Annotated in this window: 12 protein-coding genes and 1 pseudogene; 8 read left to right on the top strand and 5 right to left on the bottom strand. The window is 37.7% G+C overall.

The window, feature by feature from the left end; all coding sequences use genetic code 11:
* Positions 1 to 14 precede the first annotated feature (14 nt).
* Positions 15 to 1,220, bottom strand: coding sequence for an ATP-grasp domain-containing protein (locus tag ACFIL3_RS03925; protein ID WP_375681855.1), 1,206 nt, complete (start codon positions 1,218 to 1,220; stop codon positions 15 to 17).
* Positions 1,217 to 2,407, bottom strand: coding sequence for a hypothetical protein (locus ACFIL3_RS03920; protein WP_375638180.1), 1,191 nt, complete (start codon positions 2,405 to 2,407; stop codon positions 1,217 to 1,219). The genes ACFIL3_RS03925 and ACFIL3_RS03920 overlap by 4 nt, the downstream gene beginning before the upstream one ends.
* A 1,097-nt stretch (positions 2,408 to 3,504) precedes the next feature.
* Between ACFIL3_RS03920 and ACFIL3_RS03915 the strand changes: the two genes are divergently transcribed.
* Entirely contained in the window at positions 3,505 to 3,972 is a 468-nt protein-coding gene (locus ACFIL3_RS03915; RefSeq protein WP_375675413.1) for a dTMP kinase, read from the top strand.
* A gap of 682 nt (positions 3,973 to 4,654) precedes the next feature.
* Positions 4,655 to 5,866, top strand: a complete 1,212-nt coding sequence (locus tag ACFIL3_RS03910) for an MFS transporter (RefSeq protein WP_375681854.1) — start codon at positions 4,655 to 4,657, stop codon at positions 5,864 to 5,866.
* A 318-nt stretch (positions 5,867 to 6,184) separates the two neighbouring features.
* Here ACFIL3_RS03910 and ACFIL3_RS03905 read toward each other — a convergent pair whose 3' ends face one another.
* From ACFIL3_RS03905 to ACFIL3_RS03895, 3 genes are all read right to left on the bottom strand, one after another.
* Positions 6,185 to 6,454 carry a hypothetical protein gene (locus ACFIL3_RS03905; protein ID WP_012754562.1) on the bottom strand — a complete coding sequence of 90 codons (270 nt, stop codon included), beginning with the start codon at positions 6,452 to 6,454 and terminating at the stop codon, positions 6,185 to 6,187.
* A gap of 2 nt (positions 6,455 to 6,456) precedes the next feature.
* Positions 6,457 to 6,903 (bottom strand): hypothetical protein, encoded by a 447-nt coding sequence (locus ACFIL3_RS03900; RefSeq protein WP_375612874.1) that lies wholly within the window; start codon positions 6,901 to 6,903, stop codon positions 6,457 to 6,459.
* A gap of 104 nt (positions 6,904 to 7,007) precedes the next feature.
* Positions 7,008 to 7,247, bottom strand: a complete 240-nt coding sequence (locus tag ACFIL3_RS03895) for a hypothetical protein (protein WP_375612875.1) — start codon at positions 7,245 to 7,247, stop codon at positions 7,008 to 7,010.
* A gap of 149 nt (positions 7,248 to 7,396) precedes the next feature.
* On the opposite strand from ACFIL3_RS03895, the gene ACFIL3_RS03890 reads away from it, so the two are divergent.
* The 6 genes and pseudogenes from ACFIL3_RS03890 to ACFIL3_RS03865 all read left to right on the top strand — a co-directional run.
* Complete coding sequence (locus tag ACFIL3_RS03890) at positions 7,397 to 7,903, top strand: helix-turn-helix domain-containing protein (RefSeq protein WP_375636442.1); 507 nt, start codon at positions 7,397 to 7,399, stop codon at positions 7,901 to 7,903.
* 1,066 nt (positions 7,904 to 8,969) lie between these two features.
* Entirely contained in the window at positions 8,970 to 15,284 is a 6,315-nt protein-coding gene (locus tag ACFIL3_RS03885; RefSeq protein WP_375681853.1) for a Vomp family autotransporter, read from the top strand.
* A 632-nt stretch (positions 15,285 to 15,916) separates the two neighbouring features.
* Positions 15,917 to 20,911: a YadA-like family protein gene (locus ACFIL3_RS03880; protein ID WP_375681852.1), complete on the top strand. Its 4,995-nt coding sequence runs from the start codon at positions 15,917 to 15,919 to the stop codon at positions 20,909 to 20,911.
* 612 nt (positions 20,912 to 21,523) lie between these two features.
* Positions 21,524 to 21,718 (top strand): hypothetical protein, encoded by a 195-nt coding sequence (locus ACFIL3_RS03875; protein ID WP_375681851.1) that lies wholly within the window; start codon positions 21,524 to 21,526, stop codon positions 21,716 to 21,718.
* Positions 21,719 to 21,898: 180 nt separating this feature from the next.
* The gene (locus tag ACFIL3_RS03870; protein ID WP_375611461.1) at positions 21,899 to 22,201 is read left to right on the top strand and encodes a hypothetical protein; all 303 of its coding nucleotides are present in this window, start codon (positions 21,899 to 21,901) and stop codon (positions 22,199 to 22,201) included.
* Positions 22,202 to 22,627: 426 nt separating this feature from the next.
* Positions 22,628 to 24,065 (top strand): annotated as a pseudogene (locus ACFIL3_RS03865) (hypothetical protein); the annotation flags it as partial.

Below are 24,065 nucleotides of genomic sequence, written 5' to 3'. Positions count from 1 at the left end.
CCCCTTGCTGTATTTTATAGGAAATTGCTACGAATGATCCTCTCCAAAGCTGATAATTCATCATCATTGTGTCCCCAAATTGCTATAATAGCTGGGCAGGTATTTAAATCGATGGTTAGGGGGAGGGGCTCGTTTTCTTTAAAAAAAAGCGTAAAATGAACCATATTTTCCCAAGAATGAAGCTTTTGCCGCCATACGTTAACATCTTTTATAATATGACCGTCGATCTCGTTGATAAGGAAGATAATACGCCCTTTTTTCTTAAAGCGACTTGGGGTTTGCGAAAACACGCCTGCAATAAGGTTAACGGAGCTTTCAAGTAAACCATCTTCATAGCAATGCGCGAACAAGGTGGGTGCAATTCCTCCGTGGAGGCGGGCTCCTACTTCGATCATCACTGGACCACGAGCTGTTTGCATGATTTCCATATGCGCAGGTCCATATTCAATCCCCAGCGCGCGAATGCATTGTTTTGCATAAGAGATAAGAGGGGCATAAGAGGGATCTTGAGAATCAAGTACATCAAGCGTTTCATAAACAAAAGTACTTCCATTATGAATACCTTTTTTATATCGTGACAAACTACATATTTTTATAGCCTCTCCCTTTACAACGGCATCGACGATGTATTCCTCTCCCTCCAATCTTTCTTGAAGCAAATAGGCCTCGTTAGGTGCGCCAAAAATATTTTTTTTCTTCCAGTCGATTTCAGAGGCCCACGTTACTACTTCCTCAAGATTAGAGAAAAACAAAACACCATCACTCCCTGCAGAATCATTTGGCTTTACCACATAGCCGCTGTGGCTTTCAAAACCATCAAGAGTACAATCGTTTTTTGTAAGAATTTTTGATCGGATGTAAGATAAACCATTTTCACAAAGACGTTTTTGCATCGCTGCTTTTTTCCGTCGCCAATCGGTAGTCAAGGGGTTATTCCCAAGACAACCATAATAAGCCGCCAATTGCTCTGCACAATAGATACCTCTTTCGGCACCCGCTATTACAGCCTCTATCGTGCCGATAGGAAAGCGTTTCTTTATCTCATCTACACTATGAAGCTTCGCTTCTGCCATGCCCTTTCCCTGATAAGAAAGCATAAAGTGTGAAAAAGGAGCTGCTTGAGAGACAAGACCATAACAAGCATAGCCTAATTTTTGCAAAGCAGGGCCATAGAGGGCACCCGTGGAGAAAGGGTCGACAATAAGAATAGGTTTTCTCATACTTTGTTCCGCTGTAATAAAAGGAAAAGAACATAAATAAAGATTATCAACCCTATAAGGGGCAGAAGATAAACAGCTGCTTGAGGACCCATAAGGGCAGAGCTTGTAAGAAGACCAAGAATGACATAACCTGCCGACTGGGAGAGAGTATAAAGCATGCCGCTATAGCTTCCCACCAGCTCTGCTTGAGCCTCTGTTTTGGTCGCTTCAATCGTATGTTTGCGGGCATTAATTCGCATGGTATTCATTGAAAAGCCAATAAAAAAGCAAAAGACCACAGCCAAATAGGGCGATTGTGTGGTGCTAAAAATAAGATCAGCTACGCTCAATATAAGGGCTGGGAGAATAAATTCAAAACGAGGGATTTTGATAAAAGCAGCCAAAAAAGCGCCCATGCCCGCAACCGCACTGCAAAGCCCATAGTATTCAGAGCCAAAATTTTTCACACTCTGAAAAAGAATGGTTGCCAGCGTATTATAAGCGCAAATATGAAAGCCAATAAGTCCTATGCAGACGCATAAAAGTTTAAGTTCACGGGAGAGCTCATCCGCTTGCGGTGTAGGTGCTGGCTTCTTACCAGTTGCAAGTGCTGTGGTATCTGTAGCGTTGTATTCATCGCAAAATATAATATATCCGGCTATAAGGCTTATAATGATGTCAAATACACAAAGTGTCACAATCAAACCATTATAACCGATTTCAGCCGCTGCCCCTCGAGGGCTGGTCGCTTCTAAGAGATAACCACTTAGTGCTGCTCCCAAAAATGCGCCAATTTGCACCACTGTTTGCATAATGCGGGAAGCCTTTTGGGCGCTAATATAACCACTAAGTGCTAGTTTAGTATTATAAGTCTCGAGTGTGCTTAAGGTAATCAAAGAGAGATAGCCGATAGAGATAGAGACAGCGATAAAACCAAAGGGGGAATCAGCGTAATGGAAAAGAGCAATCAATAAAAGAAGGCTATAGATAATGATCCGCCTTTTGTATAAATCGACCAACCGCAGTGAGGCTTTAATGCGCACAAGACCGCTTTTTTTCAGAAGATAGGGCATAAGGGTGCCCAAAGCCATGGTTACGCCCAGGAAAACCGATGAGGATGTTATGCGATAAGCATTCCAAAGATTACTTAAAAATAAAACCATATCAGAAAGATACAGCAGGACAACAAGCCCATAAAACCGAAACATCAGTTGTTTGTGCACATTATCCCCCCATGTTAAATACACATGCTATAAATTATACATTTTTACAAAAAGCTAATATATATGTTGTTAGGCATGTCAAGTTTTTTCGATAGAAGCATGATACAGATTTGAACGATAACGTTTCTCATAGCGATAGCTAATTTTGGAGAAACTGAGAGCGGAGGCGGTTGGTATTTTTACTGTATCTCTTGTGAGTTGCTTTTCCAATGAGGAGTTTCTTCGCTAAATGACCAGTATAGCTATGTTCTTGGGAGGGCTGTGTTTGCACTCTTAAGATTTCCTCCATTTATACTCAAGGTTTAGGTTTTTCTATTGACCGTTGTTAGATGTTGTTGTGACAATAAACTTCGTTATCTATCAGAAACATTTATGGCATTAGCGCTAAGGTATTGTATTAAAGCCTTTACATAGTAGTCTTTTTATAGGGAGAAGGTATTATTGGTTCAGTTTTAGGAGGCTTTATTACGGCTGATTTGGGCGTCGTCGTTGTTTGAGGTCTTATTATAATATTCTTAGTTTCAGTTTATGAATATACCGAAAAATATAGTGAAACATTTGATTCAAACGCTTTTGCTAGGCATATTTCAATATCTCAGCGATGTTTTCCAAGAATTGCTCTGCTGCTTTTTGACGGGATCGGATATCAAATGCTTATAGCGAGGGCAGTGGTTTGAGAAAAGATAGAGTTGATTTCATTATCTTCCTATGGAGCGCAATCTAGTAGCAGCTCTTAAGGGACAATAATATACTGAGATCGAACTCATTTCTATACACTTACACGACGCTATAGGAGTAATCCTCAGAAACTCTACTAGAATTCGTCAAAAAATGACAGGTTATGGAGTGTGAACAAAAAAATATATTTTTTACAAATACTTAATCTCATTTTAAGTTGTCTAAAATATAACATTATCTTAAAACTAAGTCTATATACCGCCATTTATCATAAAGTTAATAAGTTATACAAAATGCGGGAGTATTGTGTTTTTCTGTTTAGAGACGAGTTAAAAAACACCTTATTAAACATTAAGAGATTTCAGATATAAAACAATTTAACTTATGGAAAGTATATAGACAAAATGTATCTTGATAAAAAAGTTTATAACTCCATGTGGTCTTCAAAGAAATTTTCTGGTTCTTTTATTGTCTTATGCGGGTTTGATGGGAGTGGTAAGACAACACAAACAAAAGAAATTGCACGCCATTACTCAACAGAAAAACATATAATACAAACTTTTCAACCCAGTTATTGGTATAGAAATAATCCAGAAATTAGAGATTACTTAGATAATGGAAAAGCAATTGATCCGTTGCTTTTAGCACTCTTATCAGCGACAGATAGACGCAAATATACGCTTGAAATTATTGAACCTTCCTTAACGTCATCGCAAAATTTATTAATTAGCGATCGATATGTTTATTCTAGTCTTGCTTATTTTTATGCTCAAGAGCTTTCTGTTGAAAGTGTCGTTAAATTAAATCAATCTATTCCAAGACCTCATATTACATTTTATTTTCATTTACCGCGTTTTATCGGAAATAGATGAGCGGTTTATAACAATTGATGGAACTACTCCTGTTTCTTTAATTCATCATCAAATACGACATCATATAGATAAGTTTTTTTGATTATGAATAAAATCATTTATTAATCAATTTATCCACGATAAATCCTCCTTTATGTATTCTTACTCTAAATCTGAAACTTTAGAGATGTGATTGCAATAATTTAACTGCTCAGGAAAAATATCACGTTATATATTTTAATTAGAAAACTAACTGTAATGGGCTTGTTTTAAAAGATTTAGAGAAGGGGAGTAGAAAAGTTAGCAATATTTATTGTGAGGATAATAGTATGTTTATTCTTTTAGAGACGAAGTGTGGTGATAGAAGAACGACATGGAGGAATATACTCGAGCATATTTTAGTGCACAGAATAATAAGGACAATAATGTGAGTGAAGCTTCCATACCGTAAAATTGTTTCACAGATGTATAAAGGTGTAGCTTCTGAATAAAACGCACATAAAATATTAATTTTGTTTTTGTCCATAAATGTTCCGTTTTCATAGAAGAATTAATCATAAAACAGCACAAAGATTGTAAAAGCCTCAAAAAAGAAATTTTGCTTTCTTAAATTTAATGATCTAAAATAAAAATTGTAAGAATGCCTGTTTTTAAACAGGGTGTATCATGCATATCGACTGGTATTCATTTTAGAGGATAATTTATGTTCACTTCAAATTTGAAGGAACGCATTGCTTTATTTGAAAATAGAACTTTTCTCTATTTTACTTTGAGCGGCTTATTTGCTACATTTGGAAGTGGACTAAATTATATTACATTGTCATGGATCGCTTACAATCAGACGGGCTCAATCCGTGGTGTAGCGTTGATGATGCTTTTTCTTTGGACGCCTGGCATTATTTTTGCGCCTATTTTTGGCATATTGGCAGATAAATATAACCGTAAAACGCAGATTATTATTTCAAATCTTGTGAGAGGTTTGGTAATCGTGGGCTGGGTAATGCTTTGGCATTTTGGTATAGAAATTGAATTGATGGTCTTATCTGCTCTTTTGGGTATTTTTATTCCTTTTTATATGCCATCAGCTATTTCTTTAATTCAAAGTATTGTGCTGAAGGAACAGCTCATCAATGCAAATGCAACCATCGATATGGTTTATGAACTTGGCACTATCGTAGGTATGGGCTTAAGTGGATTTATACTGTCCTATGCAGGAACAAAAGGAACTCTTCTAATAGGTGGTATATCCTTTATCATTGCTGGTTTATTTAATTTTGCAATGAAGGTACCTAAAAACCGAAGATCTAAAAAACAAAACCAGCAAAATTGGTGGGAAAATTATACAGCATCCCTTCATTATTTTAAACAGAATCCAGCTCTTGTTGTACCTTATATAAGCCAGATGATTATTATGACTCTTTTGATGACCGTTCCTGTTATTCTCGTTCCTTATATACAAGAGGTTTTACATGCGGATAACAGGACCTTTGCAATATTTGAGGTGCTTTATTCTATGGGTGTATTGACAGGTGCGTTTTTTTCACCACTTCTTTGTAAAGTTTTATCCATAAGGAAAACATTAGCCATTTTATTAGCTTTTATGGCTATTGGCCTCGCTATTTTATCTGTTAATACACACAATTTTGTTGTTTTTCCTGTTTACTTTATGATTGGATTTGGACTTTCGAGTTGGGCTCTTTCGATTTCTTTATCACAACTCTCTTGTGATCCTGAATACCAAGGAAGATTGCAGGCAAGTTTTAATGGTATCTCTGGATGCTTGATCCTCGGAGTCTATCTCATCATGGCAAGCGATAATAGTAACATATCACCTCAATCGATATATTTTTTTCAAAGCATTGTTGCGTTTGTTGGAATACTCATAGTGCTGTTTTATAAACATGAAAAACAATAAATTACGTTTAAGAGTGGTCAATATACGCTATTTTTAAACATTTACGCTGCAGCACATTTCATATTTTGCTTTTAAAGGAGAGTTGAGAAAATGTAAAAGTTGGTGCTTAATGAACAAAGCATAAATTGATGTATGCTAGAGAATACTCTCTATTTTTTGATAATGATCTAAAAGAATTGATGCGTTTCTTTAATTCATCTCACTGTTGTTAAGAAGACGAAAACGTAACACTTTAAATCTTCTTGAAAGTTTTTTGTCTAAGCGTAGCAGAAAGTAAAGCGATGAGGTAATATCGTATCATATGGGGAGAGTATTGTATTATTTTTGTTTTTCAAAATCCATATGAAAAATTGTATCAATTTCATCTTCATTGGAATGAGTATTTCTACGACGATGCAAGGTTTGCACAATCTCTTTTTTTAAAACAGCATCTGTTTCACTTAAACGGTGAATACTGAGTTCCAATTCAAGAGATAACGCCAAATCCACGCACAGTTTAAGCTCTTCTCCAATGTCGAAACCGCGTTGATAGTCGTCATAAAGACCAACCAGTGTATCAGATAATTCTTTATCGCATAAAGAGGTCATGCTTAATTCCTCAACGTTGCGGGTTTCCATGCAGCTTTTTTAAGTATCACTCCACTATCATCACTTAAAATTGCCATGTATACGAACCTCATGGTTTTGTCAATTTTCTGCAAAATACGCGCTTTTAAATCAAAGCCTATTAAAGATTTTATTACTCCAAGATTTTGAAGCGCCCAATTGTAAATATGGATGGCAATGTGTTTACTATAGAATTTATAGCATTTAAAATACATTGCCAAAAGGCTTTTAATATGCGTAGAGGAAGAGTATTCTGACGATAAACCAAACACCCTGAAATCTCTATTGCCAGTTACAGCTAAATCAGTGCTATTAATATATAAAATAAGCAAACAGGGTTTGTAAACGTCTAACTTTTTAATAACGAGTGATAATCTCATTTTTTGTAGAATACCAATTATTTTGCCTATTTTATATTGATTTTTAGACATTGATAAACTTTTTACCTTATAAAAACCTATGGGAAATGCATTAGCATATTTTTGTAATAAGATTTCAGTGGTATATTACACAGCATGAAATGAAGAGAATCGTATTAGGCTTTTTGCTTTTGAAAGAATATGACTGCAACTTTTGAGAAAGCAGTTGGCAAGAATTGGCTTGGCATGCAAACTGATAGAGTTGGCAGGGGCGCATTTAGTTTTTTCATTGGCCTGTGTCCAAATGTTTTTGACTCTGGAAAATAGCCTCTGATAGGCTTGAGTTTTTCCAAGGTTATATTACAGGGGCGCAGCTCAGAAAAATACCACGGCGATTGCATTTTTGTAATTGTCATAATTTTCGCTCCTGCTTGAATGGATGCTGTAACATCCGTTTTTGTGGGGTTATGTATGTGATAACTGCTCTTCTTAAGGGGCAGTAATGATAGATGTAAATCAATATAATTATTTAGTCAGCAATTATATTGATTTTGGAGTGTTTTTTTTGGCTCGTCCGGAAGCAAAACCTAAAACTGAGTTGGCAAAACGTTTTCGTGAAGTGCGTCAGGCTCTTGGTTTTACAGAGCGTAAGCAGTTTGCTGAACATCTTGGTATCACTGCTGGCTCTATAGGAACTTATGAAACTGGTATAAGTGAGCCTACAGCCTCTGCGCTCTCCAAATATCAAGAAATTTGTGGTGTTTCATTAGATTGGCTAGTAACGGGAAATGGTGATATGTTTTCAGATATGGCAAAGGCGAAAGCAGCTGGTTTTAAACCGCAGGCGATTCCTGTTGGGCTGATGAAAAAGCTTGGACATTTAGCTTATACGACCTATCATGATGCAAAAATAACACTTTCTCCTGAAGATGTTGCGGAATTAGCAGCAGAGCTTTATGGAAGATTGCAAGAGCTTATTCAAAACCTCAATGATATAGAAGAAGTCGAAGCCACTTTGCCACTTTTAAAATTACATTTAAAGCGTAAAATCGAAACTGAAAAGCACATCTAGAAATTTCATAAGATACGAATGAACAGCCTTTAAAAAAAATAAAACTTTTTTGATTTTCTGCTGTATAACCAAGTTTGGAATGTGAAGATCTCACGATCTTCGAGTCTCTTATTCGATCTGAAAAACGAGAAACTATCATTATAAATCAATAGACTGTTCTGATTAAAAATAAAACGGTTCATAAAAAGAACGACGGGTAGCAATACAAACAAAATTGATTCAAAAAGAAGCTAATATAGTGCCATTCCTGAAATATTTGTTGGTTGAAGAAAAGATACGGACAACAGTGAAAATACAGTGGGTTCTGTGAGAGGAAAGAGTTTAGAAAACAGCTTCTTTTCGGTTTGTGATATTAAAAAATTTATACAATAGTGAAAATACAATGACGATGTTTTGTTCCTATAGAAGGGTAACAGATATATAAGAGAGAAGAACGAAAGACTATTTATAGGCGCGCTTTTGTCTTTTTATGAAGATGATAAGATGAGCACGTTAAAACTTTTTACAGAGCGTGCATCATTATATTTAAGACAGATTTCTTTCAAAGAGATGTATAATATATTGAAACAGTTTACCTCGCAACAAAAAGTGAGATTATCATGATAATCGTCATTATTACATTATGCTATAAGTTAAAAAATCATAAATTTGTGCTTATAAGAACAGCTAATTTATTGAGAAGTATTTTTATAAATTTATAAAAAATAATTTTTACACTCTTGCCATTCTTCTGATGCGCTTTATTTGAAAAGTAGAATTGCTCTTTAGTGAAACTATTTTTGTTAAGAGATAAATCGCAGTATTTTTGAATGGAGATAACAGTATATTTTCAAAGTTTTGTGTTTTTATTTATTTTTTAGCTTGAATCCCTCTAGCTAAAAGGGTTGGGGACTTTTCTAGATTCGATGTTGTTGCAGAGATTTTAGGTCGATGCCGGATAAGTATCGGTATCGTAGGGGGGAGTTTTGTCTTGATTTATTGGTTTTTGAAGTGCGCAAACTAAGGGTTTTGCCATGTGTGTTTTCGCGCGTTGTGATGATGTTGAACTCTGTAGGAGGAGATTCTTATGAAAAAAAAATATTCCACACCAAATTTAATTAAAGTTGTCTCTCTTAGTACGGTAATGGCCACACTCTTATCGAGTGTTTCTCCTGTTTTTGCGGCGAATCTTGCGATAGTAGGAGGGGCGAGTCAAAGTACAACTGGTACTGGTGTTGCATATCCACACGGTAGTCATGGGAGTGTTGTGTTGGCTGGTGATGATGATTTCTGTGGTGTAGACAACGTTATTGGTCGTGGCGGCAAACAACAAGAGAGAGTTGGTGAAAGTCAACGAATAACCGCAGAGCAACAATATGAGAGATTTATTGGTGAGAAAGTTTTTGGAGGTCGTAGTCCTTACGGCACGACCACTGAAAAGGTTACTTGGACTGGTGATGGGACATTAAGTGATCCCACTAAAGGTTATATGGGGACACCGACTGGCGGTATCGTTAGTGCTATGCCTGAGGCTTATGGTGTTTATTCTTTTGCAACGGGTTGTGGATCTGCAGCGACGGGTAATTATTCAACCGTATTTGGTGCAGGTGCGACAGCAAAGGCAGGGGGTGCACAAGCTTTTGGTGTTTCCGCACTTGCAAGTGGTATAGCAAGTGTTGCTATGGGTGTAGGCTCAGAAGCATCGGGCAAATCTTCAGTTTCTATTGGAGGGCTTGCAACTGCATTAGGTACAAATAGCATTGCTTTAGGTACAAAGGTAAAGGCAGAAAAGAGTTATACGATTGCTATAGGTACAGATGCTGAAGCTAAAGCTTCAGGTGCTATTGCAATAGGGGGCAGGCGCTCTGACAGAACCGAAGAAAATGATCCTAACAGAAAAGTAATCGCGAATGCTGAAAATGCGATTGCTATAGGTACGCAAGCTTATGCTGAAAAAGAAGATTCGGTTGCCATTGGTGTAAATTCGCAAGTGCTTGTTAGAGATGGTGTTGCTGTAGGTGGTGGGGCTATCTCTGATAGAGACAAGAATGTTGCTGGTTATGATCCTGTAACAGGTAAAGGGACAACAAAAACCAGTATAGCATGGAAGAGCACCACAGGCGCTTTTAGCGTTGGTGAAGTTGGCGGTCGTGGTAATGGTACGCTAACACGACAAATTACAGGGGTTGCAGCTGGAAGTGAAGATACTGATGCGGTAAACGTGGCGCAACTAAAAGCTATGAAAGATATCATAGCAGGGGGAGGGGGGTGGAAACTTTCTGCTAACGATACCGATCCGACAGATGTGAATTCAGGCAATACTGTAGATTTTTCAGTGAAAAGTGAAAAAGAAGCGGGAAAAGACAACTTAAAGATTGCAAAAAACACTGCAGATAATAAGCATAAAATTGAATTTACTTTAAATGATCATCTTAAATTGACGCAAGTCACCACAGGCCAAAGCACGATGAGTGATGATGGCTTTTTTGTTAACGGTGAAAGCGGTTCACGCATGACTGTAGACGGCTTTTTTATTAATGGTAATGATGGTCCAAGCATGACTATTGATGGTATTGATGCAGCCAAGCAAAAGATCACAAACGTAGCAGATGGGGAAAAAGATACTGATGCTGTAAATTATAAACAGCTGAAAGCTGTACAAGATGCAACCAAAACGAGTTGGCAGCTTGCTGTTAACGGTGGAAATGCTACGGCTATTGGTCCAAATGGTACAGTAAATTTTCAGTCAGCTGACAATAACGGTGCAAAAAATATCAAGATCGAAAAAGATAAAGATAACACTGTCACGTTTGATCTAGCTGATGATATTCAGGTAATGACTGTCACAGCAGGAGAAAGCATTATGAGTGCTGTTGGCTTTGGGTTTACTGATGGTAATGGGCCGAGCATAACTGTTAATGGTATTCATGCTGGTGATAAAACGATTAAAGGAGTAGCGGCAGGGGAAGAAGATACTGATGCTGTAAATTATAAACAGTTGAAAGACTTTACAGCAGGGATGGCAACAGGTTGGAAACTTTCTGTTGATGGTAACAATGCTACAGATGTTAAAGCTGGGAGTACAGTAGATCTTGTTGCGGATGCGGGTGAGGACGGAAGCAAAAATATAAAAATTGCAAAAGACAGTAATAAAGTTACATTTTCTTTGAATGATAACCTTAAGCTTACGAGTGTCACGACAGGCAACAGCATTATGAGTGATGAGGGCTTTAAGTTTATTGATGGTAATGGACCAAGCATAACTTTGAATGGTATTAATGCTGGTGATAAAAAAATTACAGGAGTAGCTAAGGCAGAAGGCGATACTGATGCTGTAAATTATGAACAGTTGAAAGAGGTAAGGACACTTGCAGAAAATGGCTGGAAACTTTCTGTTGATGGTAACAATGCTACAGATGTTAAAGCTGGGAGTACAGTAGATCTTGTTGCTGGTGCGAGTAAGGATGGAAGCAAAAATATCAAAATTGTAAAAGACAATAACAAAGTCACATTTTCTTTGAATGATACTCTTAAGCTCACGAGTGTCACGACAGGCAACAGCATTATGAGCAACGATGGCTTTAAGTTTGTTGATGGGGGACCAAGCATAACTGTTGATGGTATTGATGCTTACAATAAAAAAATCACAAAAGTTGCTAACGGAACTGATGATACCGATGCTGTGAATTTTAAGCAGCTGAAAGATGTTACAGCGGGAATTAAAACGGGTTGGAAGCTTGCTGTTGAAGACGGAGAAGCTACAGATGTTAAAGCTGGGAGTACAGTAAAGTTTGTAGCTGCTGCAGATAAGGATGACCACAAAAATCTCAAAATTGTAAGAGGCAATAATAACGAGGTAACATTTGATTTAAACGAACTTATTAAAGTTAATAAAATAAAAGTAGGGGATGAAGTTACTATAACTGATAATGGCTTGGTGATTAAACGTGGTCCAAGTATAACATATGGCGGTATTGATGCGGGCGATAAAGTAATTAGAAGAGTGGCAGACGGTATTTTGGGTACGGATGCAGTTAATCTTAACCAGTTGAAGACAGTAGAAGAGAAAATAAAAGAAGTGGCGGACGATAGTCTTGTTAAATGGAAAGAAGACGAAAAGCTTATCACTATTGGTGCGCAAAAAGAAGGTATTGGAATAAATGTTGCCAACTCTGAAGGCAAGGATCGAATTATTTCTGGCGTTGCAGTTGGAAAAGTTAGTTCCGATTCAACAGAAGCAATAAATGGCCATCAGCTGTTTAGTTATATTACTAATATAGTGGATTTTTTTGGTGGTAAGGAGACAGATATACTTAATGGTATCAAACCAACTTTTATGGTTCAGAATACAAAACACGACAATGTAACGGATGCTTTCGCTGCTGTTGATACTTCTATCACAGATATTTATAGTCAGATTAATAATGTAACAGAAAATAGTCTTGTTAAATGGAAAGAAGATCAGAAGCTTATCACTATTGGTGCTGAAAAAGGCGGTACGAAAATTGATATTACAGGTACTGAGGGAGAGCGAACCATTGCAGGTGTAAAAAATGGTGAAATTTCCAAAGACTCCATGGAAGCTGTAAATGGTAGTCAAATTAATACAATCTCTGGAGATATTGCAAAATTCTTTGGTGGTGGTACTTCATTTGAAAATGGTGTTTTTGTTGGACCACAGTATAATTTATCTACCGTTTCTGCAGATGGTAAGGTAGAACAGAAAACCTTTGAAAATGTTGGTGATGCTTTGACTGGGCTTGATGCGAATGTCAAAAATGTGAATAGTCGTTTAACACATGTAGTCAATAATTTTACTGAGGAAATTCAGGGTCTCTCTAAAGATGCTTTATTGTGGAGCAGTTCTGAGAGTGCATTTGTTGCACTTCATGAAAAAGATGGACAGAAGACAGATAGTAAGATTAAGTTCCTTGCGGATGGCGATATTTCAGGAGATTCAACAGATGCAATAAATGGTTCTCAACTTTATAAGATGGGCAATAAGATTGCGAATTATTTTGGCGGTGGTGCTCGCTATGAGAATGGAGAGTGGAGCGATCCTACTTTCAAAGTTTCTCAGCGTAATGAGGATGGCACTATTGTTGAGAAAAAGCATCATAATGTCGCTGATGCTTTTGAAGGTGTCAATAATTCTATTACGGATATCTATAATCAGATTAACAATGTAACAGAAAATAGCCTTGTAAAGCAGGAGGGAGAAGATGGTCTTATTACTGTGGGTAAAGCAACCGGTGGTACTGAAATCAGCCTTGTAAATAAAGATAAGCAAGAAAGAACACTTTCCGGTGTAAAAGATGGAGAACTTTCTCAAACATCAACGCAAGCGGTAAATGGTTCACAGCTTTTTGCTACGAATAAGAAGGTTACAACTCTTAACAATGATCTCAAAACAGTCGCTCAAAATACATCGAAATATTTTGGTGGTAGTGCAGATGTATTGAACGGTATAGAACCAGCTTTCCTTATTCAGGGGGAGACCTATCATAATGTTACGGAAGCGTTTACAGGTGTTAATACTTCTATCACAAATATTGATAATAAGATTTCCGATGTGGTAAAAAATAGTCTTGTTAAGCAAGATGGAGGTGCATCAGGTATTATTACTATTGGTAAGGATACCGCTGGTACTGAGATCAATATTGCAGGTGTTGGTGGTTCAGGACGTAAAATTTCTGGCGTGCGGGAGGCAGAAAATGGTGATGAAGCTGTTAACAAAGACCAACTTGATAAAAGCATAGATAAGATTTCTAAAGATATTGAGACAGTAACTGCTGCTGCGGTTCTCTATGATAAGAATGACGATAATAGTGTTAATTATGGTAGTGTAACTTTGGGCGGCGATAAGAACAACGGACCAGTTGCTCTTCATAACGTAAAAGATGGTAGCATTTCTGAAAATTCCAACGATGCAATCAATGGTAGTCAGATTAATAAAATATCAGCAGATATTGCAAAGTTTTTTGGTGGTGGTGCAAAGTTCATTAACGGTGCTTTTGAAGGGCTGAAATATACTTTATCCGCTATTGTAGGTGGTGAAGTAGGGAAGGCTAATTTTTACAATGTTGGTGATGCTTTAACAGGTCTTGATAAAAATGTTCAAGATGTGAATCAACGTTTAACGAATGTATCCAATGAGTTTAACCAGAAAATTGAAGATTTCTCTAAAGATGCTTTACTGTGGGATGATGAGGAAGAAGCATTCGTTGCACGTCATGAAAAAGATGGTAAGAAAACAAACAGCAAATTGAAGTATCTTTTAGATGGTGAGATTGCTCAAGGTTCAACAGATGCCATTACAGGTAACCAACTTTATTCCACGAATAACCAACTTGCGAATTATTTCGGTGGCGGTGCCAAATATGAGAATGGCAAATGGACAGATCCTACTTTTAAGATTGTTCAAGTCAATGCTGATGGTACGACTGTTGAGACAGAGCATCATAATGTCGCTGATGCTTTTGGTGACGTCAATAAAAATATGTCAAATATTAATAACCGTATTGATGATGTCATCAACAAGGTCGATTCAGATGCTTTAAAGTGGAATGATAAAGAAAAAGCCTATGATGCTGGTCGCGATGGAAAGCCGAATAAAATTATCAATGTAGCTGATGGTAAAGTTGAAAAAGGCTCGAAAGATGCCGTCAATGGTGGGCAACTTTGGGAAACCAATGAACGTGTCACTGGTGTCGAAAAAGATGTGAAGCATCTTACCAACAGAGTTGATACCATTTCCAATACGATTGCTGATATTGGTGATACAGTTATCAATATTGATGCCAAAGTTGATAACATCAATAATAGAGTTGACGGCATTGAAGAGGATGCTGTTCGTTATGATAGAGATGAAAACGGCAAAAAAACCAATAAAATCACATTAGCGGGGGGGGATGCCAGTGAACCTGTTCTGATTGATAATGTAGCTGATGGTAAAATTGAAAAAGGCTCGAAAGAGGCTGTAAATGGTGGTCAACTTCATGATTATACTAAAGAACAGATGAAGATTATTCTTGATGAATCCAAGCAGTATACAGATCAACGGGTTAATAATATTGTGATTGATGCGATTGATGATGCTGTTGATCGGGCTAAGCAATATACAGATATGAAGTTTGATGTTTTAAACTATAGTATTGAGAGTGTGAAAAAAGAGGCAAGACAAGCAGCGGCTATTGGTCTTGCAGTGTCTAACTTACGCTACAATGATACACCTGGAAAATTAAGCGTTGGATTTGGTACTGGTTTATGGCGTAGTCAGTCTGCATTTGCCTTTGGTGCAGGTTACACCTCAGAAAATGGAAAATACCGCTCTAACATATCCGCAACAACTTCTGGAGGTCACTGGGGTGTAGGTGCGGGATTCAATATGACATTGAATTGATAATAAACAAAATACATAAAAATTCCTTTTCACCCCTGTCTCATGAGGCAGGGGTGAATTGTTGTTACGTATGTAAAAAAATATATATAAATTGATAAGCGCTAACGATAAATACAGGTTTAAAAAACAGAAAAACCGGACGCTTTCAACAAAATGAACCTCTTATTTCAAAATAAGATAATGAGTTTTTTCATAAATTATAAGTTTATTATTTTCTTCTTTAATTTTTAAATCTGAAAAATCTGTAGCACTCTACAGATAAAAAAACCTTTTGCTCTCTACAAATCTATTAAAAAGCTTTCTACTAAGACAAAAATCTCCATTCAAATGTATTTCAACTTTACTGGAAGAAGCTATAAAACAATATGCTAAATTAACTCTACCCCTTGCAAAAAACAACCAATAAGTTTAAAGGTAAAAAAAAACCAATCACCACAAAAAAATTTACTTTCTTAGGAAATGTAAAAGAGCAAAACGCATTAACCATAAAACCTAAAACACAACTTCTCTATCTTTTCAGTCAGGTACTAAATTTTTGAATACGTTTAGAAAAACCAATTTTAGAGGGCATTATAGCGTTTAAATGTGTCTTTTTTGTGTTTATAGTTATTTCTTTCATTGGGGAGTTCACTATGAAAAAATTATATACAAAATTAGCAGGGAGCAATTTAAAATTTTCTCGTTTTCCTTTTATTAAAGTCCTATCCTTGACTTCAATAGCGGCACTTTTAGCCAGTGTTTCCCCTGTTTTTTCGAATGATTTGGATTCTTCTAGTGCATCACAGGAAAATTATTTAACAGCGCTGAATGTTTCTTTGACATCCAAGGTAAGTGCTGCTGATGACTATGCAAATTTTTTAACCAAAACTCTTACTGGTGTGAGCGATTATAGTCCTATAGTGAATGTTTTGGCAGAAGCCAGCGATTCAATACGTTCAATTGATATGAATGCTGGAAGTAAAAAAATAACAAGAGCAGCTTTAACTCCAAGAGTTGTAACGGGAGATCAGATAACTAGGGATGGGAATTTGGGTAATCCTCTTGTCCATGGTGAACGAGCTCAGGGAGAAGCTCATGATGCTATTGTTTACGGGCAGGTAGCGCAGACGAAGGCTGACCAAGGGATTGCAATCGGCTTAACTGCTTTAGCTGGTAGGAGTAGAGATACTAAAAATAGCATTGCAATCGGCTCTTCTCTAACCGATAGTTATGATGAAAAAGAGAGAACAGTTTCATTAGGTGATTTTTCAATAGCCTTCGGTAGTAAAGCACATAGTTATGCAAATGAAGCGATTGCTATGGGGTACAATGCATATGCACAGGAGCAGGCGCTGCAGGGAATTACTATAGGCGCTAGCTCTAATGTGACGGTTGCGGCAGGTGTTGCTCTAGGAAGCGATTCTATATCCGATAGGGCTGCTGGTGAGCTTGGCTACACTTCTTTGTTGCAGGGGCCTGCAACAAACGTTGAGGCGCAATGGAAAAGTACGCGGGGCTCAGTTAGTGTTGGTGATTATAGTAAGGGTATAACCAGACAAATTACAGGCGTAGCAGCTGGTTCTAATGTTACCGATGCAGTGAACCTTAGACAGTTGCAGGACTTAGAACAAGTTGTAAGACAAAACGGTTGGAAATTCTCTGTTGGAGATAAAAATGCTACCACTGTTCTTATGGATAGCGCGGTAGATTTTTCCGCTGGAAGTAGCAACCTAAATATTACAAAGGGCAAAGAGGACAATAAAGTAAAGTTTGATCTGGCTCAAGACATTGCACTGGAGAGCGTAAAGGCAGGTAAAAATACCTTCGATGCTACGGGCTTAGTAATTACTGATGGTCCGAAAATAACCACCGGTGGTATTGATGCTGGAAATAAAAAGGTAACGGGTGTTACATCTGGTGATCTTAGTGCAGATTCACAAGAGGCGGTAAATGGTAGTCAGTTGAATGTTGTAGCTACCCATATAGCTGGATATTTAGGCGGTGGTGTTAAATTTACGAATGGTCAATGGGATAATCCAGAGTTCAAAATTAAAACTTTAAATCCTGAGACGAATGAGATTGAAGAAGAAAGTTTTCCAAATGTAGCCAAAGCCTTTGAAGGTGTGGGTAAGTCTTATGTAAATCTTCACAATGAGATTAAAAAAGCTGCCGATGATAGTGTTTTTAAATGGCATGCCGAAACGGAGAGCATTACAATTGCTGCCAGTGAGGGAAAAGGTGGGCAAGAAAGTATTGCTATAGGTAAGCTTTCAAGTGCAACTGCCGATAATGGTATTGCATTAGGTGGTTCTGCAAATGTATCTGGTGAAAATAGTATTGCATTAGGTGGTTTTGCAAATGCATCTGGTGAAAATAGTATTGCATTAGGTGGACTTTCAGCTGCAACAGCTAAAAATAGTATGGCATTAGGATCAAATGTACAAGTACTTTCTGAGGGTGGTGTTGCTGTGGGTTATAAATCTGTTTCTCGTAACTCAGTGTCCACAGTTGGCTATGATCCTTCCATAGGGAGCCAGTCAACGGATGATGGTGTGATATGGAAGAGCACTCAAGGAGCTTTTAGTATTGGTGATACTCCGAATAAGATAACACGACAGCTTACAGGTGTGGCAGCGGGTTATGCAGACACTGATGCCGTCAACATTGCGCAGCTGAAAAAATTAAGGGAATTTGTAGCACAAGGGTGGACACTTTCTCTTAATGATAAGGCTGTTTCAAACTTTCAGCCGGGTGATATATTAAATTTGGTTTCTGGAAGCAAAAACTTTGAGATTAAAAATAGTGATACAACAGACAGTAAAGACAAAAAAATAACATTTGATTTGGCACAAGATGTCACATTGAACAGTGTAAAATTAAAAGACGTCACTTTAGATAAAACGGGCTTAACGATTGAAAATGGCCCCAAAGTAATAGCGGATGGTATTGATGCTGCAGGTAAAAAAATAACAGGTCTTGCGGGTGGAGATCTTAGCTCAAATTCGACAGATGCCGTTAATGGTGGTCAGCTTCATACAATCACTGGGGATTTATCAAAAATTTTAGGTGGAGATGTATCCTTTGATGGAAAAAACTTTAAAGTACCAGGGTATAAATTATCGAATATTGATGAAAAAGGTGAAGTAACAGATAAATCTCATACCGATGTTGGTTCTGCCTTTAAAGGACTTGATGATAATATCAAGAATGTGAATGCTCGCATTAAGGAAGTCTCAGAAGGAGTTGCACAAGATTCTTTATCTTGGAGCGATGCTGACAAAGCTTTTGTTGCCCAGCATGGGGAAGGTGATGACAGAAAGGCAAGTAAAATCACATCGCTTGCTGTAGGAGATATTACGAAAGAATCGATGGATGCCGTAAATGGTTCTCAACTTTATTCACTGGGCGATAAGGTTGCAAAATATTTTTCTGATGACGCTGAATATAAGGATGGGGAATTGAAAGTTCCTGATTTTAAGCTCAAAATTATCAATGATGATGGCACTGAAGCTGAATCAAGCTATAAGAATGTATCAGATGCATTTTCAGGTGTGGGTAAACTTTTCACAAAGGTTCAAACTGCGATCAGCGATGTAATCAGTAATTTGCTTGTTACGAAAAATGAAGATGTTATCAACATTGGTAAAGGAGTAGAAGGTAGTGAAATCAATATCGCAAACAAGGGTGGTAAGGATCGAACTCTTTCTGGTGTAAAGGCAGCAGAAAAAGCCAATGAAGCTGTGAACAAAGAACAATTTGATAAAGGTTTGAAGGATCTTTCTGATACCCTTCTGTCGGATAGTTCTTCTGTTGTTCTTTACGATAAAACAACAGATAATCAAACTGATTATACAAATGTAACTTTTGGGAAAGGGAAGGATGCTACACCTGTTGCGCTCCATAATGTAGCCGCCGGATCGATTGCGGAAAACTCAACGGATGTTATCAATGGAGGACAAGTTCACATTCTTTCAATGGATATAGCAAAATTGTTGGGTGGAGATGCTGAATTTAAGGATGGTGCTTTTAAAGGGCCAACTTATAATTTATCTAGTATTGATAAAGGTGGTGAAGTAACAGATAAACCGCATACCGATGTTGGTTCTGCCTTTAAAGGGCTTGATGAGAATATCAAGAATGTGAACGCTCGCATTAAGGAGGTCTCAGAGGGAGTTGCACAAGATTCTTTATCTTGGAGCGATGGTGACAAAGCTTTTGTCGCTCTGCATGGGAAAGGTGATGACAGAAAAGCAAGCAAGATCACATCACTTGCGGCTGGCTCTATAGTATCAGGCTCGAGTGATGCGGTTAATGGTGGACAGATTTATGATCTGAATCAGTCGCTAGCAAAGTATTTTGGTGGTGATGCTAAGTATGATGGTGATGGCTGGGTCCTTCCAGGTTTCAAGATAATGACTTTCCAAGAAGATGGAAGCTTTGTAGAGGAGGATTATGATAGCATTGCAGCCGCGTTTGCCGGTGTAAATAAGGTTTTCAAGAATCTTCATAATGAGATTTCAGACAACATTGAGCAAAATGCGTTGTTGTGGAGTGATGATGCAGGTGCGTTTGTAGCACAGCATGAGGAAGAAGGTAAAAAGGAAAACAGCAAGATCACGTTCCTTGCGAAAGGAAAGATATCAGAAGATTCGACGGATGCGATTAATGGTGGTCAGATTTATACACTTCAACAGACATTTGCCTCATATTTTGGTGGAGGAGCTGGTTATGATAAGGAAGGAAACTGGCAAGGACCAAAATTCACTGTTCAGGTCTTTAATAAGGATGGTACGAAAGGTGATAAAGAGGAGCGTAATAATGTCTCTGAAGCATTTGATGTTGTTAATGACAGCATGAGCACTATCAATGATCGTATAAAAGAAGTTGAAAAGGGTACCTCTTCGAATAGTCTGAATTGGAATGAAGAAAAAGGAAGCTATGATGCATCTCATGTTGATGCTCAGGGTGTTAAGAGTCCAAGTAAGATTATCAATGTAGAGGATGGCAAGGTAGACAGAGATTCAAAAGAAGCTGTGAATGGAGGACAGCTTTGGGAAACTCAGCAGATGATTACAGATCAGGTCAAGGATATTGAAAATAAAGTTACGGAGGGATCTGTACAATACGATAAAGATAAAGAAACGGGCAAAAAGACCAATAAAGTTACATTAGTTGGTGGAGATGACAGTTCTCCAGTATTAATAGACAATGTAGCCGATGGAAGGGTTGAAAAAGATTCGAAAGAAGCGGTTAATGGTGGTCAATTAAAAGATAAGATGGATTTTGTGCTTGAAAGTGCCAATAAGTATACGGATGAGCAAATTTCTCATCTTGTAAAAGATGGAGTTAGTGGGGCTAATTCGTATACGGATATGAAGTTTTCGACATTAAGTTATGCTGTTGAGGATGTTCGAAAAGAGGCAAGACAAGCAGCAGCTGTTGGTTTAGCGGTAGCTGGTTTACGCTATAGTGATATTCCTGGAAAATTAACAATCGCATTTGGTAGTGGTTTATGGCGTAGTCAATCTGCTTTTGCTTTTGGTGCAGGTTATACTTCAGAGAACGGTGATATTGGTTCCAACTTGTCAATTACCACTTCTGGAGGTCACTGGGGTATAAGTACAGGGGTTAATGTGATACTCAACTAATAAACGACTAAATCCATAAAATTGATTTGCCTTTTTCTTAATTGAAGAAAAGGGCAAATTTTTTACTTTCTTCCAGAGTTCTCTAAAGCTATTCTAAATGTATAAAACACCCGTAATTATATAAAATCCGAATATAAAAAGCCTATGACAACTTTTTTTGAGAATAAAAGACCTTAATGGTAAAGATTTAAAAAATTGATTGCTATTATTTTGATTTATTAAAATGCTTCAAGAAATGTAAATACGAATATACCCTTTATTAAAAGAAGACAGTTTTAGCTTTTATTTTCGTATAGTTTTAAACGTATGCTTTATAATGCAACGATCTACAGATATGCAACGTACTCCAAACACAAGTATTGCTTTAGGGTAGTGGAGCGCAAACGGAAAAAGAATGAAGCGTTTCTGTAGGCAATATGGCTTACGCTTTAGAGAAAAGCAGTATTGCAATAGGTAGTGAATATAATAAGAAGAGCGAACACGGGGAAAATGATTATACTCTTTCGAAGAGTGATTATTCAACAGTAGTAGCAGCTGTTTCTAAAGCTTTAGAATATGGTTCGATTGCTCTTGGTCATCCGTACATAAGCATTTGCTCAAGAAGCTATTTCTATGGGCTTCTATTCAAAAGCAAAAGGGGTTGGAAGTATCGCTTTAGGTTCCTATTCTAAAGTGATGGTTGATGGGGGGCTATCGGGAACAGCTCTGTGTCTGGTAGGACTGCTGGCGTTTTTGGGGATACGTCTGTTCTGCAAGGACTGGCTAAAAACACCTAATCTCAATGGAAAAGTACGAAAGTTTCAGTAAATATTGGTGTTCCTAGTAAGAACATAACGCGACAAATTATAGGCGTAGCAGCTGATAGCAAATCTGCCGATGCGGTGAACCTGAGACAGTTGCAAGATTTAGAAGAAGTCGTAAGAAAAAAAGAGTGGAAACAGTCTATTTCTGGTGAGGCAGCTAAAGATATGGGTGCTAGATAGTACAATGAATTTTTCATCGGGAGGAAGTAACTTCAGGGTTAAAAGAGATAAGGACGATGAAAATAAGCTCATATTTGGTTTGGCTAATGATATAGCATTGAAAAGCATAACATTAGGAGAGAAAAGAAAAGTCGATGCAACAGGCTTAGTAATTACTGATGTCCCGCAAATAACCACCGGTAATATTAATGCGGCAAGTAAAAAAGTAACAAATGTTGCAGAAGGAACTAGCAATACTGATGCAGTGAATTTTTCACAACTGAAGGGAATAAAAGAACAAGTAGCAGTGAGTATTTTTGTAAAATAGGATACAGCAACGAGACACATTACCATGAGTAAGGATATAGATGGGGCATTTTAGTAAAAAGCTTTCATAAATCCTCTAATGAAATAAAAGAGCTTATTCACGAAAAATAAACTGATGCCTAAGCGGATGATCAATAGGCACAAAAATTATACCTTTTTCAAAGAGATCAAAGCTAAAAACGACACACAACCTTTGATAGAAAAATGAAATCCATTCTAATATTAAGTATTTTTTTACCTTCCTCAAATTGACTTTCACGAACCTACCCCTAATTACCCTCTAAAGGCGTTGCAGAAACAACAGCTTACGTCTTAATTTTATTTATGTCCTAAAACACGCTGTAAAAGCAGGAACACGCAAGGGAAATAAGAAAGCTCTAGAACACACCTTTTTTGTGTTTTTAATCTATTGTTATGAGGGGGTATTATGAAAAAATATTCAACACCAAATTTGATTAAAGCTGTTTCATTGGGAACAGTTATAGCGGCGCTCTTGTCGAGTGTTTCTCCTGTGGTTGCTGCAAATCTTGCGATAACAGGTGATAAAGTTCAAAGTACAAGTGGTCCTAGCGTGTCTTATCAATACGCTAGCCATGGCAGTATTGTATTAGCTGGCGATAAGGATTACTGTGGTGTGTTTAATGTTGTTGATCGTGGTGGAAGCAATCAAGGTACTAATAACCAAATCACTGCAGAGGAACTATATGAAAGAGTTTCTATGAATAAAGAGATTAATGGCAAGCGTCCTTTTAACTGGGCGAAGGTTCAGCTTAATTGGGTTGATGATGGTCTGACCGGTAAGGGGGGATATATGGGAAAAGCAACCGGTGGTCTTTCAAATGTTCTGCCTGAAGCTTATGGTGTGTATTCTTTTGCAACTGGGTGTGGATCTTCCGCAACGGGGCATTATTCAACAGCATTTGGAGCGGCTGCAACTGCAAAGTTTGGGGGATCACAAGCTTTTGGTATTGCTGCACTTGCAGGTGGACAAGCAAGTATTGCTATAGGGGTTGCGTCTGAAGCAGTAGCAAGCAATACGATTGCTATTGGTGGGCGTGCAAAAGCAAAAGGCGTTGATAGTATTGCATTCGGTAACAAATCACTTGCAGGTGGACAAAAAGCAATTGCTATAGGTTATGGTGCTCAAGCTCAAACAGATCTTTCGATAGCGATTGGTTCAGATGCAAGAGCGACTGAGCATAAGGGTGTTGCTCTTGGGAGCGAGTCTGTGGCTGATGTTGCTGCTGGCGCTATCGGGTATAATTCTTTAACTAAAGGCCCTTCAGATTCTGACGACATGATATGGGCGAGTACGCTAGGTGCAGTGAGTGTTGGTGATGCTAAATCAAAAAAAACGCGCCAGATTGTAGGAGTGGCAGCTGGTAGTGGCGACACTGATGCCGTTAATGTTGCACAGTTAAAATCATTACAAAAATACGTAGACCAAGGTTGGACACTATCTGTTGGAGGTAAAAATGCTAAAGCTGTTGGTGTACAAGATACTGTAGATTTGTCGGCTGCAAGTGACAACCTTAAGATTACAAAAGGTGGGGAAAACAATAATGTAACATTTGATCTAGCTAATAATATTACAGTGGAACGAGTTACCGCTGGGAGAAGCTCTATCAGTGATGATGGCATTTTGTTTGCTGATGGGGCTAAAATAACTGTGGATGGTATTGATGCTGGCAATAAGCAGATTACAGGAGTGGCAGCTGGGGAAGAACCTGATGATGCAGTGAATTTTGCGCAGTTGGAGCAGGTTAATCGGGACGTTGCAAGTGTAAGTCAAAATACATCACAATATTTTGGTGGTGGTGCAGATGTATCTAATGGTAAAGCACCAACTTACACAATTCAGGGTA

The sequence above is a fragment of the Bartonella sp. CE47NXGY genome (assembly GCF_042195415.1).
In the GTDB taxonomy this organism is placed as follows: domain Bacteria; phylum Pseudomonadota; class Alphaproteobacteria; order Rhizobiales; family Rhizobiaceae; genus Bartonella.
Note: the sequence above shows the minus strand (reverse complement) of the source record. Positions and strands in the feature narration are given on the sequence as shown.

What these genes read in the sequence shown, in the direction of transcription:
- ACFIL3_RS03925 (WP_375681855.1), bottom strand. Translation starts at nt 1,220, where the DNA reads ATGAGAAAACCTATTCTTATTGTCGACCCTTTCTCCACGGGTGCCCTC.
- ACFIL3_RS03920 (WP_375638180.1), bottom strand. Translation starts at nt 2,407, where the DNA reads ATGTTTCGGTTTTATGGGCTTGTTGTCCTGCTGTATCTTTCTGATATG.
- ACFIL3_RS03915 (WP_375675413.1), top strand. Translation starts at nt 3,505, where the DNA reads ATGTATCTTGATAAAAAAGTTTATAACTCCATGTGGTCTTCAAAGAAA.
- ACFIL3_RS03910 (WP_375681854.1), top strand. Translation starts at nt 4,655, where the DNA reads ATGTTCACTTCAAATTTGAAGGAACGCATTGCTTTATTTGAAAATAGA.
- ACFIL3_RS03905 (WP_012754562.1), bottom strand. Translation starts at nt 6,454, where the DNA reads ATGACCTCTTTATGCGATAAAGAATTATCTGATACACTGGTTGGTCTT.
- ACFIL3_RS03900 (WP_375612874.1), bottom strand. Translation starts at nt 6,903, where the DNA reads ATGTCTAAAAATCAATATAAAATAGGCAAAATAATTGGTATTCTACAA.
- ACFIL3_RS03895 (WP_375612875.1), bottom strand. Translation starts at nt 7,247, where the DNA reads ATGACAATTACAAAAATGCAATCGCCGTGGTATTTTTCTGAGCTGCGC.
- ACFIL3_RS03885 (WP_375681853.1), top strand. Translation starts at nt 8,970, where the DNA reads ATGAAAAAAAAATATTCCACACCAAATTTAATTAAAGTTGTCTCTCTT.
- ACFIL3_RS03880 (WP_375681852.1), top strand. Translation starts at nt 15,917, where the DNA reads ATGAAAAAATTATATACAAAATTAGCAGGGAGCAATTTAAAATTTTCT.
- ACFIL3_RS03875 (WP_375681851.1), top strand. Translation starts at nt 21,524, where the DNA reads ATGGGCTTCTATTCAAAAGCAAAAGGGGTTGGAAGTATCGCTTTAGGT.
- ACFIL3_RS03870 (WP_375611461.1), top strand. Translation starts at nt 21,899, where the DNA reads ATGAATTTTTCATCGGGAGGAAGTAACTTCAGGGTTAAAAGAGATAAG.